The sequence below is a fragment of the Streptomyces sp. Ac-502 genome, from assembly GCF_045222935.1.
GTDB classification, from domain to species: domain Bacteria; phylum Actinomycetota; class Actinomycetes; order Streptomycetales; family Streptomycetaceae; genus Streptomyces; species Streptomyces monomycini.
In genome coordinates this window covers 1,415,656-1,431,981 of the sequence record NZ_JBHFFO010000001.1, presented here as the reverse complement: position 1 = coordinate 1,431,981, position 16,326 = coordinate 1,415,656, and the positions used below count along the sequence as shown (strand labels likewise).

The following is a 16,326-nucleotide window of genomic DNA, read 5'->3' as shown; positions in this document are numbered from 1 at the left end:
CATGACACCTGCAAGACGCGCGTAGATTCGCACAAAGCAAAGAGCCCCACCCAAGTCGCGGATGGGGCTCTGGGCTGCCGCAGAATCAGTGCGCGACTGCTTGTGGGAGATTTTTGGGAGATCGTCTGCAACGGAAGGGAACGAACGGAGGGAACGGCCCGTACTCACGGCGGTCGATGACCGGCCGGAGGGAGTCTTCCCACAGACCCTGCAACTGGTCTGCGATCTTCAACTCCATCGGAAGCGTCACGTGCGAATATACGCCTTCCACGCCCTGCAGCACATGCCCCATCCGTGCCTCAACCGCGACCCGCGGGTGCCCGCCCTCATCGAGCCAGACCTTGTGGCTGTGCCGAAGGCCGTGCGGCACCATCCCTGCGATACCCAGTACCGGACGAATGCCCGCCCGGGACTTGGCCCCGCGGACCACCCCCGGGGCGCGCGCCCGTCGACGAGCGGACGCCACGTCTCCGCGTACCAGTCACCGCCACGGGTCAGCCGGCCGCCCTTCGGGCCGGTGAACACCCAGTCAGAAGGGCGGGAGTCGACCAACTCCTGCAGCAGCTCGGCGAGGAAGCGAGGAATGATCAACCCACGCCCGGAGTCGTACTTCGGGCCGATTTCAGTGAAGACGCCGCCTACATACTGACTCTGCTGAGTGGCGTGGATGCGAGGCCCCCGCTTCCCGTCCTTCAGGGTCAGCTGATCGCGGTGCACACCGGCCAGCTCGCCGATCCTCAGGCCGGTGTACGCGGAGGCGAGGACGATCGCGTACTCATTGAGGCCGCGCATCTCCAGCGCATTCCTGGCGACCAGCAGCGCCTGTCGAGGGGTCGCGATGACCTTCTCCTCTTCCTGCTTGGGCTGATAGCGGCCGCGTCGGCGGCTCTTGCGGGCGGTGACGGGGTTCTCGCGGCGAAGCCCTTCACTGACCGCGTCGTCCATCATCGTGCGGAAGACGCTGATCACGCCGTCGGCGTAGTTCTTGCTCAGCCGACTGCGCAGAGCCTTCTCCCAGGCGGCCACGGTCGTGGCCGAGAGGTCGCCGATGGCGACATTGCCCCACTCGGGAAGGATCTGATTCCTCAGTCGCAGGCGGTACTCCTTGTCCGTGAGAGGGCCAACGTCGATGGAAGGCAGCCACCTTTCCGCCCACTCCTGGACAGTCAGCTTGCCGTCGCGTGGATTGATGAACGTCTTGCGGCGTACATCGGTTTCGAGACCGTGCGCGTACTGCTCGGCGGCCCTCTCGGTGTAGAAGGGGCGCCCGTCGTCATCCTGCGACACCGAGCCGTACCGGCCGTTGGGCAGCTTGTAGCGGCCGCGGTACCGCCACTTGCGGGCGGCCTTGTCGTAGTTGCGTTTCTCGGCGTAAGCCATGGCTCACCTCACCGGTGTCGGATTGAGAGGCCGGCCGCCTCCAAGGTGGGGGAGCGAAGCGGCCGGCAACAGCTCGATCAGCCTGTGTGGACCCGGAGCCGAGGCTGCCCCGTAGGGCTCTCGGCCCGCCTCCAGTACTTGGTGAGCGCCGTCAGCGCCTCAGAGATCGCTTCCTCCGCCTCGGCTTCTCCGAGAGCCGTATCGACGTAGATCATGACGCGACCGGGTCGGTCGTCGACGAACACCTGCACGTTGTGCGGCATACCGGAGACGCGCTGTATCTGGACACGCATCGGTCCCCCAACCATCCGAGCGTGGCCCCCTCGACGGTATTTGATTATGGAATCACACCGACAGGTCAGATGTGGAGATGTCGGAGTGACGCAACGAGCGATCTGTTACCCCTCGTTGACCAAAGCGGTCGGATCGTCGTCGTCGCCTAGAGTCTGCAGGCGCTCCTGGGCGCGGGCCCATGCCAGCAGGTCGCGGCGGATCTGCTCCGGCGAGGCGTCCGTCTCGCCCTTCACGACCACGATCATCCGCGCGCTGGATCCCAGCGGGGTCAGGTCCATGACCTGAGTATCCAGGAGAGGGCCGTCCGCGAGTTCCTGCACGATCCGCAGCGGCAGGTCCGACACGGCGGCCTGGTTGTCCCGAGCCGCCGGGGCGGCTGCGTCGACGACGGCCATCGGGACGCGAGTGGGCTCGCCGCCTTCCAGGACGGTCTTGCCGGAGCCCGGCGCCCATCCGATCACCGGCTCGATCTTCGCGAGGGATGGAGGGAGCCGGGTCCGGTCGATGCCCGACTCCAGGTTCTGCACCGTCGACTCGCTGACGTCGGCGGCATCGGCGACCTCGACCTGCGTGAGGTTGCGCTCCTCGCGAGCCGTCCTGATGGCTTCGGCGAGCCTCTTCCAGTCCCTACCCATGGGGCCATCATGCCTGAGCTGGAGGCAACGCGCACCCAGCCAAGCACGTAAACGACCAGTATTAATCGGTGCATGGGGAGCATTTTTGTTGCCTCTTGAAGCACAGAGGGGCGCATGGAGGCGGGAGCGCGAAGCCGGGCATCGCCGAGCCCAGAGGGTATCCGCCAGTCGTAGAGCGGTGCAGCACCCAAGGAAAGCCCTAACAATCCGGCGCAGCCCCATTGCATCCGGCCTTCGTTGGGTCTACGTTGGGTGTTGTGACACCGAACGGAGCCGCAATAAGAGCCATCCGTGAGGCACGCGGAATGAGCCTGAGGCGGCTCGCGCACCTCATCGGCGTCGACGCCAGCTACCTCTCTCGCATCGAGACCGAGGAGCGAGGGGCCGCCGACGAAACCCTCCACAACATCGCTTCGGGGCTCAGCGTCCCAACAGAAGCCATCACAAGGGAGAAGCCCTGTGACCACGAACGACCTGGCTAAGCCCCCCACCGTGGCCGGGCCGCCCATCGACCAGGCACTGCTGGAGCGGCTGACCGCAGCTGCCGAGCATCTGGCCAAGGCGGTGCCGCTGCAGACCGTGGCCCCGGACCTCAAGTGCTACACGCCGGCTGAGGCCGGGCACCTGCTCGGTAAGACCGAGAACTGGGTGACCGAGGCCATCCAGGACCGTCGCATTCCCTTCACCTACGTCGGCAAGAGCCCGCGCATGACGGCGGCGCATATCCGGTGGGTGCAGGAGAACGGCGAAGTGCTGCCCAGCAAGTTCACCCGCCGCCGTACCCCCGCCGCCGCGTAGCGGTATGCGGCCCCAACCGCCGGGCTCTCACACACCGGCAGCCGGGGCCTACGCACCACCCCGAGAACGGATCAAGAAAGGGGAGGCACGTGACCTCCATCTTCCCATCTGGCACTCCCGTCCCGGTACCGGCGGCGGTCGACTGGTTCAAGGCCTGCGGCCTCCCGCAGCACGTCAAGGACGCCGTCCGCGCCCAGGCCGCTGCCGTGTACGCCGAGGGCCGCGAGGTACAGCTGGCCCGTATCGCCCGCGCCAACAAGGTGCTCGCCACAGTCCCGGCCCGCGGGTCGCTGGTTGTGCGAGGTGCGGTATGAGTGCCCGTCGCCTGTCGGCCAGCCCCCTGGAGCGCGTATTCGCTCGATCCGTGGCCGGCCCTAGTGCCTGCATCCTCTGGTGTGGCGCAAGGACTCCTCAGGGCTATGGGCAACTCTACGTGTCCGGGCGAAACCTGTCGGTACATCGCATCGCGTATGCGGAGTTCGTGGGCCCCATTCCCGGAGGGCTGGAAATTGACCACCTGTGCCGAGTACGGCACTGCGTGAACCCGCATCACCTCCGCGCGGTTACGCACGCGGAGAACACGCGACGTGCGATCCGCTCGTCGCTCGTGATCTGCCGACGCGGCCATGCACTCACCCCCGAGAACGTCTATCTGCACAAGGACGGAATCAGGGAGTGCCGGGTTTGCAAGCGGGCCCGTAACAACGCGTACAGCGCCCGGCGTAGGGCGGCGAGTCATGACTGAGTCGATGCCCCCGGCCGCCGCGCCGAGATCGACGACCTGCTGTACGACGAGACCGCCACTGCCGCCGAGCTGCGCGCGGCCGGGCGTGAGCTGGCCACCGAGAACGACCGGCTGCGCATCCGGCTCGCCAGGCTGACCCTCCTGCTGGAGCAGACGCGGCGCGACGCCAGCACCGCCCTCGCCCGCACCGGGGGTGAGTCGTGATGGCGACTCCCCTCTGCCGGTGCGGCCAGGAGAAGTGCCTCCACCCGTGCCTGACAGGCAACGGTTTCAGCGTCTCGTGCCTCGCCTACGACCCGATGGACTTCGGTCGCTTCGAGGGTGAGCTCACAGGTGATGGCAACCCCAACTGCTGCTGCTGCGACCTGTGCAACGCCGTCGCGCACGCCGCGAGCCTTCCGATGGGCGACCTGGCGACGCCGACCATCGCCCTATGGGACGCCCTGGTCGCAGGCACCCACGCCTTCCTCAGTTGGGACGAATGGGCGGAGAAGCTCCGCGCCAACAGGCAAGACGGGCCGAAATACCAGAGCTCCGGCAGCTTGATGGGCGGCCTCGGAGTCGGCGTCACGCCTGGCGGTATCCCGGGGGCGAGTACCGCCGCCTTCGCGATCTCGCCAACGAGCAGGCACAGAACGGCGGTGAGCGGTGATGGCGACGACGACCCCGCGCCCCGCGATCGAGGCACCGCACGCAGAGCGGTACGTCATCGGCCGGAGCGGCGTGTTCGCGACGCTCTGGGACCGGCAGGAGAAGCGGCTGGTCGTGGACAACGCGACCGAAGAGCACTGCCGCCGGGTGCGCGACCAGCTCCTCATGGCCATCGAACTGGACCGAATCCAGCAGGCCCACGACGTCACTGACGGCCGCCTCGCCGAGCAGCGCCACCTTCTCGACGCCGACCCCGACACGGCCGTGCCGCTGCCCGGCATCCCCCACCCCAAGGAGGGGCTGTGAGCTACAACCTGACGTTCTTCCTGGAGTCGCAGGCCACCGCCCGGGCCGGGGCTGTGCCGCACCCTGTGCTGTACATCGAACCCGACGGCTACATGCGGAACAGCATCAACCTGCAATTCCCGAGTTCCGCGACGCTGGATGAGCAGGTCGCCACGGCGGACCGCATCCTCACCGCCGTGCAGGAATGGCGGGACAGCATCATCGCCTACCGCGACCGGACCCGCACCGCCGCCGACGAACTCGCCGCGGCCCACGCGGAGATCGCCCGCCTGAAGGGTGAGGGCGGTGACGAGACGTGACGACCGTCGACACCCTGACCGTCCGCATCATCCGCGCGCTGGCTGAGGGCGACGAGCAGTTCCCGCTGATGCGCAGCTGGCGCACGGACCGTACCGACGACGGGCTGCTCCTGCTCTCCGGCGAGCTGGCCGTACAGCACCCCGTGATCGTGATGGCCGTGCTGAAGCGGGTGGGTCAGCATCGGCTGCACCGGCAGCTGGACGTGTCCGACCCGAAGCGGTTGACGGTGGTCTTCACCTGGCCCGAGCCGAGCGCCGAGATGCCGGTGCCCGAGCCGGCCGCGGTCGTCGAGCTGTGGGCACCGGCCGTCGCGGAGGCGGTGAGGGCCGCATGAGCGAACGCCTGGACGTTCGGCGCATGCTCCTCGCCCGCGGCTGGACGGAGAAACGGCACGGCCTGCTGGTGAAAGGCGACGCCTCGTGGGCCGCCACGAACGACTGCGGCGACTCCTCCTTGAGCGGTCCGGCACGGGGCGTGGCGACCGGTTCACCTTCGACTTTCCCGGCGACGTCCCGGCCCGCGTGATCGTGGCCGCCGCCGAAGCAGCGGCGGAGGTGGGGGCCGCATGACCGCCATCCCGCCGGCCGTCGCCGTCGTCGACTTCCTCGTCCTGGTCCTGCTACTGCGCCGTATCGCCGACCTGGAGGACCAGCTCGCCGCGGCCCGCCGGACCGTCGAGCAGCAGCAGACCGACCACACCGCATGGCGGCTCCAGCACGGGCCGCGACACAACGGGGGACCCAGTGAACGACTACTCCGACATCGCCGCGCGATTCGCCCGCGACACGGCCCAGCACGAGATGGCCGTCCTGCACGACGAGGGCCTGTACCGGCACCTGCGGGTCGCCCCGGAGGAAAGCTCCCTCTTCTGGTGGGACCTGATCACGTGGCCTTACAACCTGATCGTCAACGGCTCCCACGGCTCGTTCCACTTCTGCCGCTTCGGCGAGGACACCAAGGACATGTTCGTCCTCTTCCGCGACAGCCGCGCCGGACGCTCCATCAACCCGGACTACTGGGAGGAGAAGCTGCGCGCGGGCAAGGCGAAGGACTGGTCGGCGAGCAGGTTCCGTTCGTGGCTCGTCGAGGAGGCCGCCGCCTTGGAGGCCCGCTACCCGGGCACCGTCGAGGCGATCGGCAGGCAGATCCTCAATTCGGACGAGCACGACATCCAGTATGCGGAGACGGCCCGCTACGCGTGCCAGCAGTTCCGGCACGGTGACGTGACGCTGCGCTTCCCGGACGAGTGGGACCTGTCGTTCGAGGAGTTCGACTGGCAGTACTTGTGGCAGTGCCACGCCATCGTCTCCGGCATCGCCCGGTACGACGCCGCCCGCAAGCAGGCGGAGGTGGCCGCATGAACGCCGAACAGTGGAACAAGCGGTACCCCGTCGGTACACCCGTCATCGCGTACCCGGGCGTCCGGCCGGAGGACCCGCTCGCCGTGGCGGTGCGCCAGCGGCAGGAGTCCGGCGGCTACGTCGATCCGGGGTCCGTCGACCTGTGCAGGCGGCTGGTGACCGTGACCCGCACCCCGGCCTGGACGCTCGGCCACGGTGAGCCCGTCGTCTCCGTCGAGGGCTACGCGGGCGGCATCTGCCTCACGCACATCGACGTGGCTGACGACCGCCTCGCACAGGACCACAAGCGCCTCGCGGCGTATTACGAAGCTCTCCTCGACGCGTGGCAGGCGTATCAGGAGCAGCAGCCCGTCGGCCCCGACCTTGAGCACGTGCTGGCCGACGCCGCGAAGGCCGTCGCGGACAAGGAGCAGCGGGAACTGCGCGCCGAGTGTGACGACCTGGTGTGCACGGTCGTGCGGCTCACCGCCGAGAACGCGCGGCTGCGGGCGGCGCTCGCGGCCTGACCCCCTAGCGGCCCGGCGCGGGCGTGCCCGCCCCGCCCCCGCCGGGCACCCAACACCTGGAGAACACCGTGGAACAGCTCACTCTCTTCCCCCTCGACGATCTCATTTGCCAGCCGGTCCCGGCCCGCCCGGTGTCAGCAGAAGATGAGCCGGACGCCGGCACCGGCAGCCCGCAAACCGAGACGCTGTTCGAGGCGAGCGCGGAGGGCCGGCCGTGAAACTCCGCTGCGACCGCCGCGAACTCGCTGAGGCGACTGCCTGGTCGGCCAAACAGCTCGCCGCCAAGCCCACCGTGCCCGCCCGCGCCGGGCTCCTCCTCGAAGCCGCCGCCGACAGCCTGACCGTCTCCGGCGTCGACTGGGACGTCACCACCCGCAGCAGCCTGCCCGCCGACGTAGGCGAGCCCGGCCGCATCGTCGTCCCCGGGCGGCTGGCCGCGAGCGTGCTGGCCACCTTCCCCGGCGAGTACATCGACCTCACCCTCGACGGGCAGCAGGCCGTACTCGCCAGCGGGGACGCCTCCTTCACGCTCAGTCTGCTGCCCGCCGAGGACTATCCGGCCCTGATGGCCCGGCCGCGGCCGGCGGGCACCGTTGACGGCAGCCTCTTCGCCGACGCCGTCGGCCAGATCATCGGGGCGTCCGACCCGACGGTGGCCGCCAAACCCTGGATGGGTGCCGTACACGTCGCCACGGACGGCGAGCAGATGACGCTCACGGCCACCGACTCCTACCGGCTCGCCGAACGCACCCTCACCTGGCGCCCCGCCGACGGTGCCGCCGACCTCGATGCGCTGATGCCGGGCCAGGCGCTGCTCGATGCGGCCAAGGCCATGGCGGGCGGCGAAGTGTTGCTGTCCGGCGACCTGCCGGCCGGTCTCGGCACCGCCACCCGCTACGCCTCGCTCGCCCTGGTCGACCGCACGGGCCGTCCCGACGTCCACAAGAACATCCCGCGGTTCACCACGACCGGGACCGTCGAGGTCGCCCCGCTGATTGCGGCCATCAGGCGGGCCTGCCTGGTGGCCACCGACCGCAAACCGAAGATCCTGGTCGGCTTCAAGGGCACCGAAGTCAGTGTGCGGGCCGCCGGAGACACTGGCGCCGTCGCCAGGGACACGCTGCCCGCCGATCTGCTCGACGGTGACCCCATGCAGATCGCCTTCAAGCCCGAGTACCTGCTCGAAGGGCTGCAGCACATCACCGCCGACGCCGTGCGCTTCGAACTGCACAGCCCCACCCGGCCGGCCCGTCTGCAGGCGGCCACCGGCGACGCCGACTACCAGTACCTCGTCATGCCCGTCCGGCTCTGACCCATCCACCCTGCCGGCCGTCCGCACCATCACCGCCGCGGGCGGCCAGGCCCCCACACCCGAAAGCAGGTCACATGAGCACCACGCGGCCTCTCACGTTCCCGTCCGGCGCGACCGTCGTCCTGCCGCCCGACGCTCCGGCCGACGACTGGCACACCGTCCGCAGGACCGGGCTCGGCGGCAGCGACATCGCCGCGATCTGCGGACTGAACCCCTACACCAGCCCGCTGGAGATCTGGCTGCGCAAGACCGGCCAGGACGTGCCGCCGCACAACGACCCGGTCCTGTCCGAGGCCGCGCTCATGGGGCACGCCCTGGAGCCGGTCGTCGCCACCCGCTTCATCGCCCTGACCGGCCTGCCCGTCCACGACCACCCCGGCACCCTGCGCCGTGCCGACATCCCGTGGGCGCTGGTCAACCTGGACCGGGCCACCGACGAAGACGGCCAGCGTGGCGCCCTGGAGATCAAAAGCCGGTCCTCCTACGCCCTGAACGACTGGCTCGACGAGCCGCCGGTCGCCGTACAGGTGCAGCTGCAGTGGCAGCTGTTCGTCACCGGCTGGTCCTTCGGCTACACCGCCGTCCTGATCGGCGGGCAGCGCACCCTCGTCCACCGCATCGACCGCGACCAGGCCCTCATCGACGACCTGGCCCGCATCGCCGGCGAGTTCTGGTCCTGGGTCGAAGACGGCATCCGCCCGCCCGTCGACGGCAGCGCCGCCACCGGCGACCTCCTGGACCGCCTCCACGCTCATCCCACCGACACAGTCGTCGTCGCTGACGCCCTGGAAGTCGAGCAGCTGATCAAGCAGCGCGCCACCGCCAAGGAGCAGATCGCGGCAGGCGAGCTGGCCCTGACCGACGCCGACAACCGCCTCAAGGCCATCTGCGGCGACGCCACCGAAGTCCACATCCGCGGCGAACACGCCTACTCCTGGCCCCGGTACCGCCGCAAGGGCGCCATCAACTGGCGCGCCCTGAAGGACGACCACCCCGAGATCGACCTCGACGACTACCGCGGCGAGCCGACCACCTATCGCACCCTCCGCGTCCACCTGGAGAACCTGTGACCACCACCGCCCGTAACGCCGTCGCCCGCCGCGCCGAAAACGTCGGCGCCGTCCAGCAGAACGGCAACGGCCAGGCGCCGAGCCTGCAGCAGCAGATCGACCGGATGCGGCCCGAGATCGCCCGTGCCCTGCCCAAGCACATGGACGCCGACCGCATCGCCCGCATCGCGCTCACCACCCTGCGGCGCACCCCCAAGCTCGGCGAATGCAGCCCCGAATCGTTCCTCGGCGCGCTCATGACCTGCTCCCAGCTCGGCGTCGAGCCCGGCGGCCCCACCGGCGAGGCCTACCTCGTGCCCTTCAAAGGGGAGGTCACCTTCGTCCTCGGATACCGCGGCATGGCCAAGCTGTTCTGGCAGAGCCCCATGGCCAAGAGCCTGTCCGCGCAGGTCGTCTACGAGAACGACCACTTCGAGTACGAGTACGGGCTCGACCAGCGCCTCACCCACCGCCCCTCGCTCGGCGGACGCGGCGGGCCCATCGCCTACTACGCGGTCGCGACCACCACCAGCGGCGGCTCCGCGTTCGTCGTCCTGTCCCCGGAGGACATCGAGAAGCACCGCAAGCACTCCGCCTTCCCCAACGGCGGACCTTGGCGGGACCACTACGAGGCGATGGCGAAGAAGACCTGCGTGCGCGAGCTGTTCAAGCTCCTGCCCATCTCCGTCGAGCTGGCGCAGGCCGACGCCCAGGACGGCACCGTCCGCACCGACGCCCAGCCCGAAGCCCTCGATGCGGCCGGCCCGTACATCGCGGGCGAACAACTGGCCCCGAGCGACGGCTCTCTTGAGGGCGAACTCGTCGACGAGGGCGGTGCGGCGTGAGCAAGCCTCCCGAGGCCGAGCAGCCCGTCACCAGGGTCACGGCACTGGACGTGAGCGCCTACCGTGCCGCACTCACCTCCTACCGCAACATCGTCGTCGCGCACATCGCCTGGACGCTGGTCTACGCCGAAACCGACGAAGAGCACGTTGGAGCCTGCCAGCTCGCGGCCAGCCTCGACAAGGCCGGACTCAACGTCGACACCGAGATCGAGCAGCGCGTCGACGAAATCGGCTGCGCCGTGACAACCGCTTGGAAGCGGCCGTCCATCCGACGCGCCGAGCGGGACAGCGAACCGGCCCCCTTCTAGCCCGCGGCCGTCCCCGCCTGCGGCCATCAGGCGGGGCGCCGCTACCCCAAGGAGTAGCACATGAAGAAGCAGACCACCGCCGAGCGTCTGGCCGCCACGGACCGGGACGCCCGCCTCACCGACATCGTCGCCCGAGCCAGCAGCTGGGACCAGTTCCTCGTCCAGCAGGCCGTCTTCGCCTACGGCCTCGCCAACGACACCTTCAGTGCGAACGACCTGCGCGAGGTGCTGCCGGAGCTGTCGCACGGCTTCCTCGGCGCGGCCATCAACGGCCTGCGGCAGGGCGGCGTCATCGAGCACACCCGCCAGTACGTGCCGTCGACGTCCCCGGCCACGCACGGGCATCCGGTCGCGGTGTGGCGGCTGTCGGTCAAGGGCCTGGTCATCGCCGAGACGCGTGATGGCCGCGCCAAGCAGGCGAGGGCAGCCGCATGAGCGCCGCGAACGTCGCCCTGCTGCTCGGTGCCGCGGGCTTCACGCTCCTCGCCTACGCCGTGCACACCTGGACCGGCGTCCGCCGCCAGGAGGCCCTGCTGCGGCGCATGGAAGCCGCCACGGTCCGCATCGCTCGCCGCCCGGCCGGACCCGAGACGCCGTTCCTCGTCGGCCGCGAACCCCTCGACGACCCCGCCGGCACCGACACCCGGCCCGGCAGCAACGAAGCCGCGCTTTCCGTCTGCGAACAGATCTGGGCCACCGAACAGGGGAGAAATGAGCACCGCGACCCGGCCGCTGCCGCCGCACGGCGAGCGCCGCTGCTACCTCCGCGGCTGCCGGCGCCCCGAATGCCGCTCCGCCCAGATCCGCTACCTGAAGCAGTACCGGCTGGACCGGGAACGCGACGGCCTCCGACGCACCGACGCGACCGGAGCCGCCGCACGCGTCCGGGCCCTGATCGAGGCCGGATGGAGCCACCGGCAGATCGCCGCGGCGAGCGGCTGTTCCTGCCGGGCCATCGCCTCCCTGGCCCTCGGCGAGCACGCCACGATTCACGCGACGCTGGCCGCCCGTATCATCGCCGCCCGGCCGACCCTCGCGCTGTGCCCGCCCGCCAGCTACGTCTCTGCCCTCGGAGCCCGCCGGCGCGTGCGTGCCCTCATGGCCATCGGGCACACCCGCAACGCCATCGCCGCGGCGGTCAGCATCACGCCGGGCAACCTCAGCATCCTGATCAACGAGCAGCGGCCGAAGACGATCGCCCGGCACGCGCAAGCCATCGCGGCCATCTACCCGCACTGGGCCATGACCCCCGGCAGCGACACGAGGGCGCGACTGCGTGCCCAGCGCGAAGGATGGGCCCCGCCCGCCGCCTGGAGCGACGACACCATCGACGACCCGTCCGCCCACCCGGACTGGACCGGGCACTGCGGCAGCGACCGCGGCTGGTGGCTGCACCGCATCCACGAACTGCCGCTGTGCGCACCGTGCGAGGCGGCCCACCGGCAGTGGCTCGACGAGCACCGGAACCTGCCGCGGGGAGAGCGCGCCCGCGCCATGGGCCTGGCCCGCGCCGCCGCCTCCAACCGAGGCCCCGCCACCGCCGAGAACATCCGCGAACTCCTCGCCCTCGGCCACGACGTCGAGCAGGCCGCCGAACGCCTTGGCATCACCACCAGCTACCTGCACCAGACCCTCGCCCGCTACCCCGAGATCGGGGAGGCGGCGTGATCGAGTTGTTCGCCGGGCCGGGCGGCCTGTCCCTGGCCGCCCGACGCCTGGGCATCGAGGGCACCGGTATCGAGTGGGACGGGGCGGCCGTCGCGACCCGTCGCGCCGCCGGGCTGCCGACCGTGCACGGCGACGTGCGCAAGCATGGGCCCGCAGACTTCCCGACCGCCCGGGTGTTGGGAGCGGGGCCGCCGTGTCAGACGTTCACCGTCGCCGGCTCCGGAACCGGCCGCCTGGAGATCGCCCGCATCGTCGAGGCGATCAAACGGATGGCCGCCCGCGAGACCGTCGATACGGGCATGTTCGCCGACGAGCGCACCGCCCTGGTACTGGAACCGCTGCGCTGGGTCCTGGAGGCCGTCGACGCGGGCCGACCGTACACCGCGGTCGTCCTGGAGCAGGTGCAGGCCGTCCTGCCCGTCTGGCGGGCCTACGCGGCCGTCCTCCGTGAGGAGGGCTACCACGTCGCCACGGGCGTGCTGCGCACCGAGCAGTACGGGCTGCCGCAGACCCGTCGCCGCGCTGTTCTCGTCGCCCACCGCGGGATTCCGGTTCACCTTCCCGAGCCGACCCGCCGCGCCTACCGCAAGGGCGTGCCGCAGCACGAGGGCGACCCGACCCTGCTGCCGTGGGTGTCGATGGGTGAGGTGCTTGACCGGCCCCAACCGTTCACCGTGATCTCCAACTATGGGACCGGCGGCGACCCGAAGAACCGCGGCAGACGCGCCAGTGTCGAGCCGGCGTTCACCGTCACCGGGAAGATCAGCAGGTTCCGGATCGTCGACGCCGACGGCCGCGAGCAGCCCCGGTTCACGCACGGCGAGGCGGGCGTCCTCCAGGGGTTCCCCGCCGACTGGCCGTGGGCCGGACGCGACATCGCACAGCAGATCGGCAACGCCTGCCCGGTGACGCTCGGCGAGGCGCTCCTTCGGGCCGCCGGTATCAAGGCCGCCGCGTGAGAGCCCCCGGCCGGCCCCGCGCCCCGCCCCGCCGGCCCGCACCGAGGCCGCCGCCCCCAACCACCCGCACCAGCAGGAAGAAGCACGCCGTGAGCAGTGAGGCCATGAAGTGGGTCATGGAGGACGCGCCCCCGATGCCTGCCCAACTGGTCGCCGTCCTGGCCGGACTGGCCTACCACGCGGACAGCAAGGGCCGTCATGCCTATCCGTCGGTGCCGCGGCTGGCCGCCTACGCCTGCAAGGACAAGCGGCAGGTGCGCCGGGATCTGCGGCAGCTGGAGGACCTTGGGCTGATCCGCGAGGGCGATCAGGGGAGGGTGGCCCACCTGAGTGCCGACAGGCGTCCCACGGTCTACGACCTGGCTGTGGAGCGTGTCGTTCCGGGGGGACGCGCAGGGGAGGACGACCGGACGCGGACGTCCGCCCGGACGCTGGCGTCCTCCCGTGCCCGGGGAATCGGAAAACGCAGGTCACGAGGTTCCGGCCGGACGCCCACGTCCGGGGGGACGTCCACGTCCGGTGGTGAGGGGATGGACGACCGGACGCCCACGTCCCCCCGCGAGGAAGAACCCAGGTCAGACACCACCCGGGCGGACGTCCACGTCCGGGCGGACGTCCACGTCCGGGCGGACGCCCACGTCCGCAGCGACCGGACGCCCACGTCCGCCGAACCAACTACAGAACCAACTACAGATACATATAAGTCTTCTGCCGACACCTCGACGCTCGAAGCCTTCGGCGCCTTCTGGCTGACCTACCCCAAGAAGCGCGCCCGCGAGGAAGCCAAGAAGGCGTTCCTCACCGCCGTCGGGCGCGGCGCAGACCCCAAGGCGATCGTCGACGGCGCTCAGCGGTACGCCCGCGAACGCGCCGGCGAAGACCCGAAGTACACCAAGCACCCCGCCACCTGGCTGAACAAGGGCTGCTACGACGACGAGCCCGATCCCCAGCCCGGCCGCCGCGGCCTGCGCGCCGTCGGCCCGTCCACCGCGCCCCGCGACATGAACGACATGACCGAGGAGGAGATCCAGCGTGCCCTTCAGTTCGGCTGACCCCGACCCGCGCGAGTCCGTGCTCCGCGAACGCCGCGAAGACGCCACCGCCGCGTTCACCGACCGCACCCCGGCCATCTACCAGGACGAGATCCGTATGCACCCCGAGGCCGCCGCATGGGCCGTCGGCCCATGCGGCGCCCCGGCGAGCCTGTTCCTGACCGGCCCGATCGGCGTCGGCAAGACGCACACCGCCTGGCAGGCCGCACGCTGCTGGCTCGGCCGCCGCGTCACCGCCACCAGCCGCGTGCCCAGCATCGAGACCTGGCGCTCAACCCAGCTCTTCGACGCGCTGCGCCCCGACCGGGAGGACACCGCCCGGACGCTGACCCGCCGCCTGCAGCGCGCCGACCTGCTGTTCGTCGACGACCTCGCGGCGGCCCGCGTCTCGCCGACCGGCTGGACCCAGGAACGCCTCTACGAGATCTTCGACGAGCGGTACATCAACCGCCGTCCCGTCCTGATCACTTGTGATGTGCTGCCCAGCGAGATCAGCCACATCGTCGGCGACCGCGTCGCCTCCCGCCTCGGCGAGATGTGCCGCGGCGGCGTGCTCCTGCTCACCGGCGCCGACCGCCGCAAGGGCGGTGCCGCATGAGCGACATTCTGTGGGCCGAGGACGACCTGCCCGCCGGCCCGGCCGCCCTCGACGACGAGCACATCCTCGCCGCCTCGATCATGGCCCGGCCCGAACTCGTCGACGACCTCGCCGCGGCCGGCTTCGACCCGGCCGACATCACCACCGACCGGCTGCGCTGGATCTGGTACGCCGTCGAGGAAGTCCACACCGCCATCGGCGACGGAGCCATCCCGTGGCAGGCCGTCGACCGGCAGCTGCAGACGTGGCGCGCCGACGGCACCATGCCCGTCCCGCCGCTGACCCGCGTGCAGCTGTCGGACCTGTACGCCGCGGCGATGCCCGGCTCCGCCGAGTGGCACGCCGACCAGATCACCAGGGCCGCCGTCGCCGCCCGCCTCGTCGCCCTCGGGCACGACGCCCGCCTGAAGGGCCTGTCCCCGGCGTTCGACCCGGACGCCGACGTGGCCGCCCTGCAGGCCGCCCTGGACGGCGTGGTGCGCCCCGACGCGGCGGGCCGGGCCGCCACGATCGGCGACCTGCTGCCCGGCGCCCTGGAGCGGGCCGTCACACCACCCAAGGCGGGTGAGCGCATCCCCACCGGCTTCATCGACCTGGACAACCTGTTCGCCGGCGGGTGGGCGCCCGGCCAGATGGTCGTCGTCGGCGCCCGCCCCGCCATGGGCAAGACCACGTTCGGGATCGGCCTGGCCCGTGCCGCCGCGGTCCGCAACAAGATCCCGGCGCTGGTGCGGTCGCTGGAGATGAGCGCCGACGACCTCGCCAACGGTGTGCTGTCCGCCGAAGCCCGGATCGGCCTGCACCACATCAAGCTGGGCATCGCCACCGACGACGACCTGGCCCGCGCCGCCAGGGCCAGCGAGCACATCGTCCCGGCACCGCTGCACATCGACGACCAGCCGCTGCTCACCCTGCCCGGGCTGCGCGCCCAGGTGCGGCACCTGGTGCGCACCGCCGGCCTGCGGCTGGTGGTCATCGACTACCTGCAGCTCATGCAGGCACCGCGGGCGGAGAACCGGCAGGTCGCCGTCTCGATGATCTCGCGTGGACTGAAGCTCATGGCCAAGGAGTTCGGGATCACGATCGTGGTGCTGGCGCAGCTCAACCGCGGGCCCGAGCAGCGCACCGAGAAGAAGCCGATGGTCTCCGACCTGCGTGAGTCCGGCTCGATCGAGCAGGACGCGGACATCGTGATCCTGCTGCACCGAGAGGACGCCTACGAGAAGGACTCCCCGCGGGCCGGGGAGGCCGACCTGATCGTCGGTAAGCACCGGGGCGGGCCCACGGCGACGATTACCACCGCGTTCCAGGGGCACTTTGCCCGGTTCGTCGACATGAGCCAGACGTGAACGCCGTCGGCCCCGAGGACATCCGGGCGATGCGCGAGCAGGGCGACCTGAAGGACTTCCTGCTCGGTCTCGCCGGGCGTCGGCCCAAGAAGCCCGCCCCGGCCGCCGAAAAGCTGCGCCCCGAGATCCCCCGGGACCGGCCCGGCGCCTGGCCCACCGGCAGCAGCCCCCGGCCCCGCCCGCGCCCATAGCCGGCCACCTCGTCCAGGC

At 70.7% G+C, this 16,326-nt stretch carries 25 protein-coding genes; 22 read left to right on the top strand and 3 right to left on the bottom strand.

All coding sequences use genetic code 11. From position 1 onward, the window contains the following. Positions 1 to 246: 246 nt before the first annotated feature. The 3 genes from ACEXOX_RS06455 to ACEXOX_RS06445 all read right to left on the bottom strand — a co-directional run bounded on the left by ACEXOX_RS06455 (position 247) and on the right by ACEXOX_RS06445 (position 2,309). A complete protein-coding gene (locus ACEXOX_RS06455; protein ID WP_406519490.1) occupies positions 247 to 1,380 on the bottom strand; it encodes a tyrosine-type recombinase/integrase in 1,134 nt (377 codons plus the stop codon). Positions 1,381 to 1,457: 77 nt separating this feature from the next. Beyond that, a complete protein-coding gene (locus ACEXOX_RS06450; RefSeq protein ID WP_406519489.1) occupies positions 1,458 to 1,673 on the bottom strand; it encodes a hypothetical protein in 216 nt (71 codons plus the stop codon). 105 nt (positions 1,674 to 1,778) lie between these two features. After that, on the bottom strand, positions 1,779 to 2,309 hold the full coding sequence (locus ACEXOX_RS06445; protein ID WP_406519488.1) for a helix-turn-helix domain-containing protein: 531 nt from the start codon (positions 2,307 to 2,309) through the stop codon (positions 1,779 to 1,781). Positions 2,310 to 2,566: 257 nt separating this feature from the next. Here ACEXOX_RS06445 and ACEXOX_RS06440 point away from each other — a divergent pair, with 257 nt between their 5' ends. The 22 genes from ACEXOX_RS06440 to ACEXOX_RS06335 all read left to right on the top strand — a co-directional run bounded on the left by ACEXOX_RS06440 (position 2,567) and on the right by ACEXOX_RS06335 (position 16,307). Further along, the gene (locus ACEXOX_RS06440; RefSeq protein ID WP_406519487.1) at positions 2,567 to 2,791 is read left to right on the top strand and encodes a helix-turn-helix domain-containing protein; all 225 of its coding nucleotides are present in this window, start codon (positions 2,567 to 2,569) and stop codon (positions 2,789 to 2,791) included. After that, the gene (locus ACEXOX_RS06435) at positions 2,769 to 3,107 is read left to right on the top strand and encodes a hypothetical protein (RefSeq protein WP_406519486.1); all 339 of its coding nucleotides are present in this window, start codon (positions 2,769 to 2,771) and stop codon (positions 3,105 to 3,107) included. Before ACEXOX_RS06440 ends, ACEXOX_RS06435 begins: the two co-directional genes overlap by 23 nt. A gap of 89 nt (positions 3,108 to 3,196) precedes the next feature. Next, positions 3,197 to 3,421, top strand: a complete 225-nt coding sequence (locus ACEXOX_RS06430; RefSeq protein ID WP_406519485.1) for a hypothetical protein — start codon at positions 3,197 to 3,199, stop codon at positions 3,419 to 3,421. Next, the gene (locus tag ACEXOX_RS06425; protein ID WP_406519484.1) at positions 3,418 to 3,852 is read left to right on the top strand and encodes an HNH endonuclease signature motif containing protein; all 435 of its coding nucleotides are present in this window, start codon (positions 3,418 to 3,420) and stop codon (positions 3,850 to 3,852) included. The genes ACEXOX_RS06430 and ACEXOX_RS06425 overlap by 4 nt, the downstream gene beginning before the upstream one ends. 651 nt (positions 3,853 to 4,503) lie before the next feature. Continuing rightward, a complete protein-coding gene (locus ACEXOX_RS06420) occupies positions 4,504 to 4,809 on the top strand; it encodes a hypothetical protein (RefSeq protein ID WP_406519483.1) in 306 nt (101 codons plus the stop codon). Then, a complete protein-coding gene (locus ACEXOX_RS06415; protein WP_406519482.1) occupies positions 4,806 to 5,108 on the top strand; it encodes a hypothetical protein in 303 nt (100 codons plus the stop codon). Before ACEXOX_RS06420 ends, ACEXOX_RS06415 begins: the two co-directional genes overlap by 4 nt. After that, entirely contained in the window at positions 5,105 to 5,443 is a 339-nt protein-coding gene (locus tag ACEXOX_RS06410; protein WP_406519481.1) for a hypothetical protein, read from the top strand. The genes ACEXOX_RS06415 and ACEXOX_RS06410 overlap by 4 nt, the downstream gene beginning before the upstream one ends. Next, positions 5,440 to 5,634 carry a hypothetical protein gene (locus ACEXOX_RS06405; protein ID WP_406519480.1) on the top strand — a complete coding sequence of 65 codons (195 nt, stop codon included), beginning with the start codon at positions 5,440 to 5,442 and terminating at the stop codon, positions 5,632 to 5,634. The genes ACEXOX_RS06410 and ACEXOX_RS06405 overlap by 4 nt, the downstream gene beginning before the upstream one ends. Positions 5,635 to 5,852: 218 nt before the next feature. Further along, entirely contained in the window at positions 5,853 to 6,470 is a 618-nt protein-coding gene (locus tag ACEXOX_RS06400) for a hypothetical protein (RefSeq protein ID WP_406519479.1), read from the top strand. After that, a complete protein-coding gene (locus ACEXOX_RS06395) occupies positions 6,467 to 6,976 on the top strand; it encodes a hypothetical protein (RefSeq protein ID WP_406519478.1) in 510 nt (169 codons plus the stop codon). Before ACEXOX_RS06400 ends, ACEXOX_RS06395 begins: the two co-directional genes overlap by 4 nt. A gap of 68 nt (positions 6,977 to 7,044) precedes the next feature. Next, complete coding sequence (locus ACEXOX_RS06390) at positions 7,045 to 7,194, top strand: hypothetical protein (RefSeq protein WP_406519477.1); 150 nt, start codon at positions 7,045 to 7,047, stop codon at positions 7,192 to 7,194. Further along, on the top strand, positions 7,191 to 8,288 hold the full coding sequence (dnaN, locus tag ACEXOX_RS06385; RefSeq protein WP_406519476.1) for a DNA polymerase III subunit beta: 1,098 nt from the start codon (positions 7,191 to 7,193) through the stop codon (positions 8,286 to 8,288). Before ACEXOX_RS06390 ends, dnaN begins: the two co-directional genes overlap by 4 nt. Before the next feature lie 74 nt (positions 8,289 to 8,362). Further along, positions 8,363 to 9,358 (top strand): YqaJ viral recombinase family protein, encoded by a 996-nt coding sequence (locus ACEXOX_RS06380; protein WP_406519475.1) that lies wholly within the window; start codon positions 8,363 to 8,365, stop codon positions 9,356 to 9,358. Further along, entirely contained in the window at positions 9,355 to 10,182 is an 828-nt protein-coding gene (locus tag ACEXOX_RS06375) for a recombinase RecT (RefSeq protein ID WP_406519474.1), read from the top strand. Before ACEXOX_RS06380 ends, ACEXOX_RS06375 begins: the two co-directional genes overlap by 4 nt. Then, the gene (locus tag ACEXOX_RS06370) at positions 10,179 to 10,490 is read left to right on the top strand and encodes a hypothetical protein (protein ID WP_406519473.1); all 312 of its coding nucleotides are present in this window, start codon (positions 10,179 to 10,181) and stop codon (positions 10,488 to 10,490) included. The genes ACEXOX_RS06375 and ACEXOX_RS06370 overlap by 4 nt, the downstream gene beginning before the upstream one ends. 60 nt (positions 10,491 to 10,550) lie before the next feature. After that, positions 10,551 to 10,925, top strand: coding sequence for a hypothetical protein (locus tag ACEXOX_RS06365; RefSeq protein WP_406519472.1), 375 nt, complete (start codon positions 10,551 to 10,553; stop codon positions 10,923 to 10,925). 276 nt (positions 10,926 to 11,201) lie between these two features. Then, positions 11,202 to 12,158, top strand: coding sequence for a hypothetical protein (locus ACEXOX_RS06360; RefSeq protein WP_406519471.1), 957 nt, complete (start codon positions 11,202 to 11,204; stop codon positions 12,156 to 12,158). After that, positions 12,155 to 13,117: a DNA cytosine methyltransferase gene (locus tag ACEXOX_RS06355; protein WP_406519470.1), complete on the top strand. Its 963-nt coding sequence runs from the start codon at positions 12,155 to 12,157 to the stop codon at positions 13,115 to 13,117. Before ACEXOX_RS06360 ends, ACEXOX_RS06355 begins: the two co-directional genes overlap by 4 nt. An 89-nt stretch (positions 13,118 to 13,206) precedes the next feature. After that, the gene (locus ACEXOX_RS06350; protein ID WP_406519469.1) at positions 13,207 to 14,169 is read left to right on the top strand and encodes a helix-turn-helix domain-containing protein; all 963 of its coding nucleotides are present in this window, start codon (positions 13,207 to 13,209) and stop codon (positions 14,167 to 14,169) included. After that, complete coding sequence (locus tag ACEXOX_RS06345) at positions 14,150 to 14,767, top strand: DnaA ATPase domain-containing protein (protein WP_406519468.1); 618 nt, start codon at positions 14,150 to 14,152, stop codon at positions 14,765 to 14,767. The genes ACEXOX_RS06350 and ACEXOX_RS06345 overlap by 20 nt, the downstream gene beginning before the upstream one ends. After that, positions 14,764 to 16,116: a replicative DNA helicase gene (locus tag ACEXOX_RS06340; RefSeq protein WP_406519467.1), complete on the top strand. Its 1,353-nt coding sequence runs from the start codon at positions 14,764 to 14,766 to the stop codon at positions 16,114 to 16,116. Before ACEXOX_RS06345 ends, ACEXOX_RS06340 begins: the two co-directional genes overlap by 4 nt. Continuing rightward, positions 16,113 to 16,307: a hypothetical protein gene (locus ACEXOX_RS06335; RefSeq protein WP_406519466.1), complete on the top strand. Its 195-nt coding sequence runs from the start codon at positions 16,113 to 16,115 to the stop codon at positions 16,305 to 16,307. Before ACEXOX_RS06340 ends, ACEXOX_RS06335 begins: the two co-directional genes overlap by 4 nt. The last annotated feature ends 19 nt before the right edge of the window (positions 16,308 to 16,326 follow it).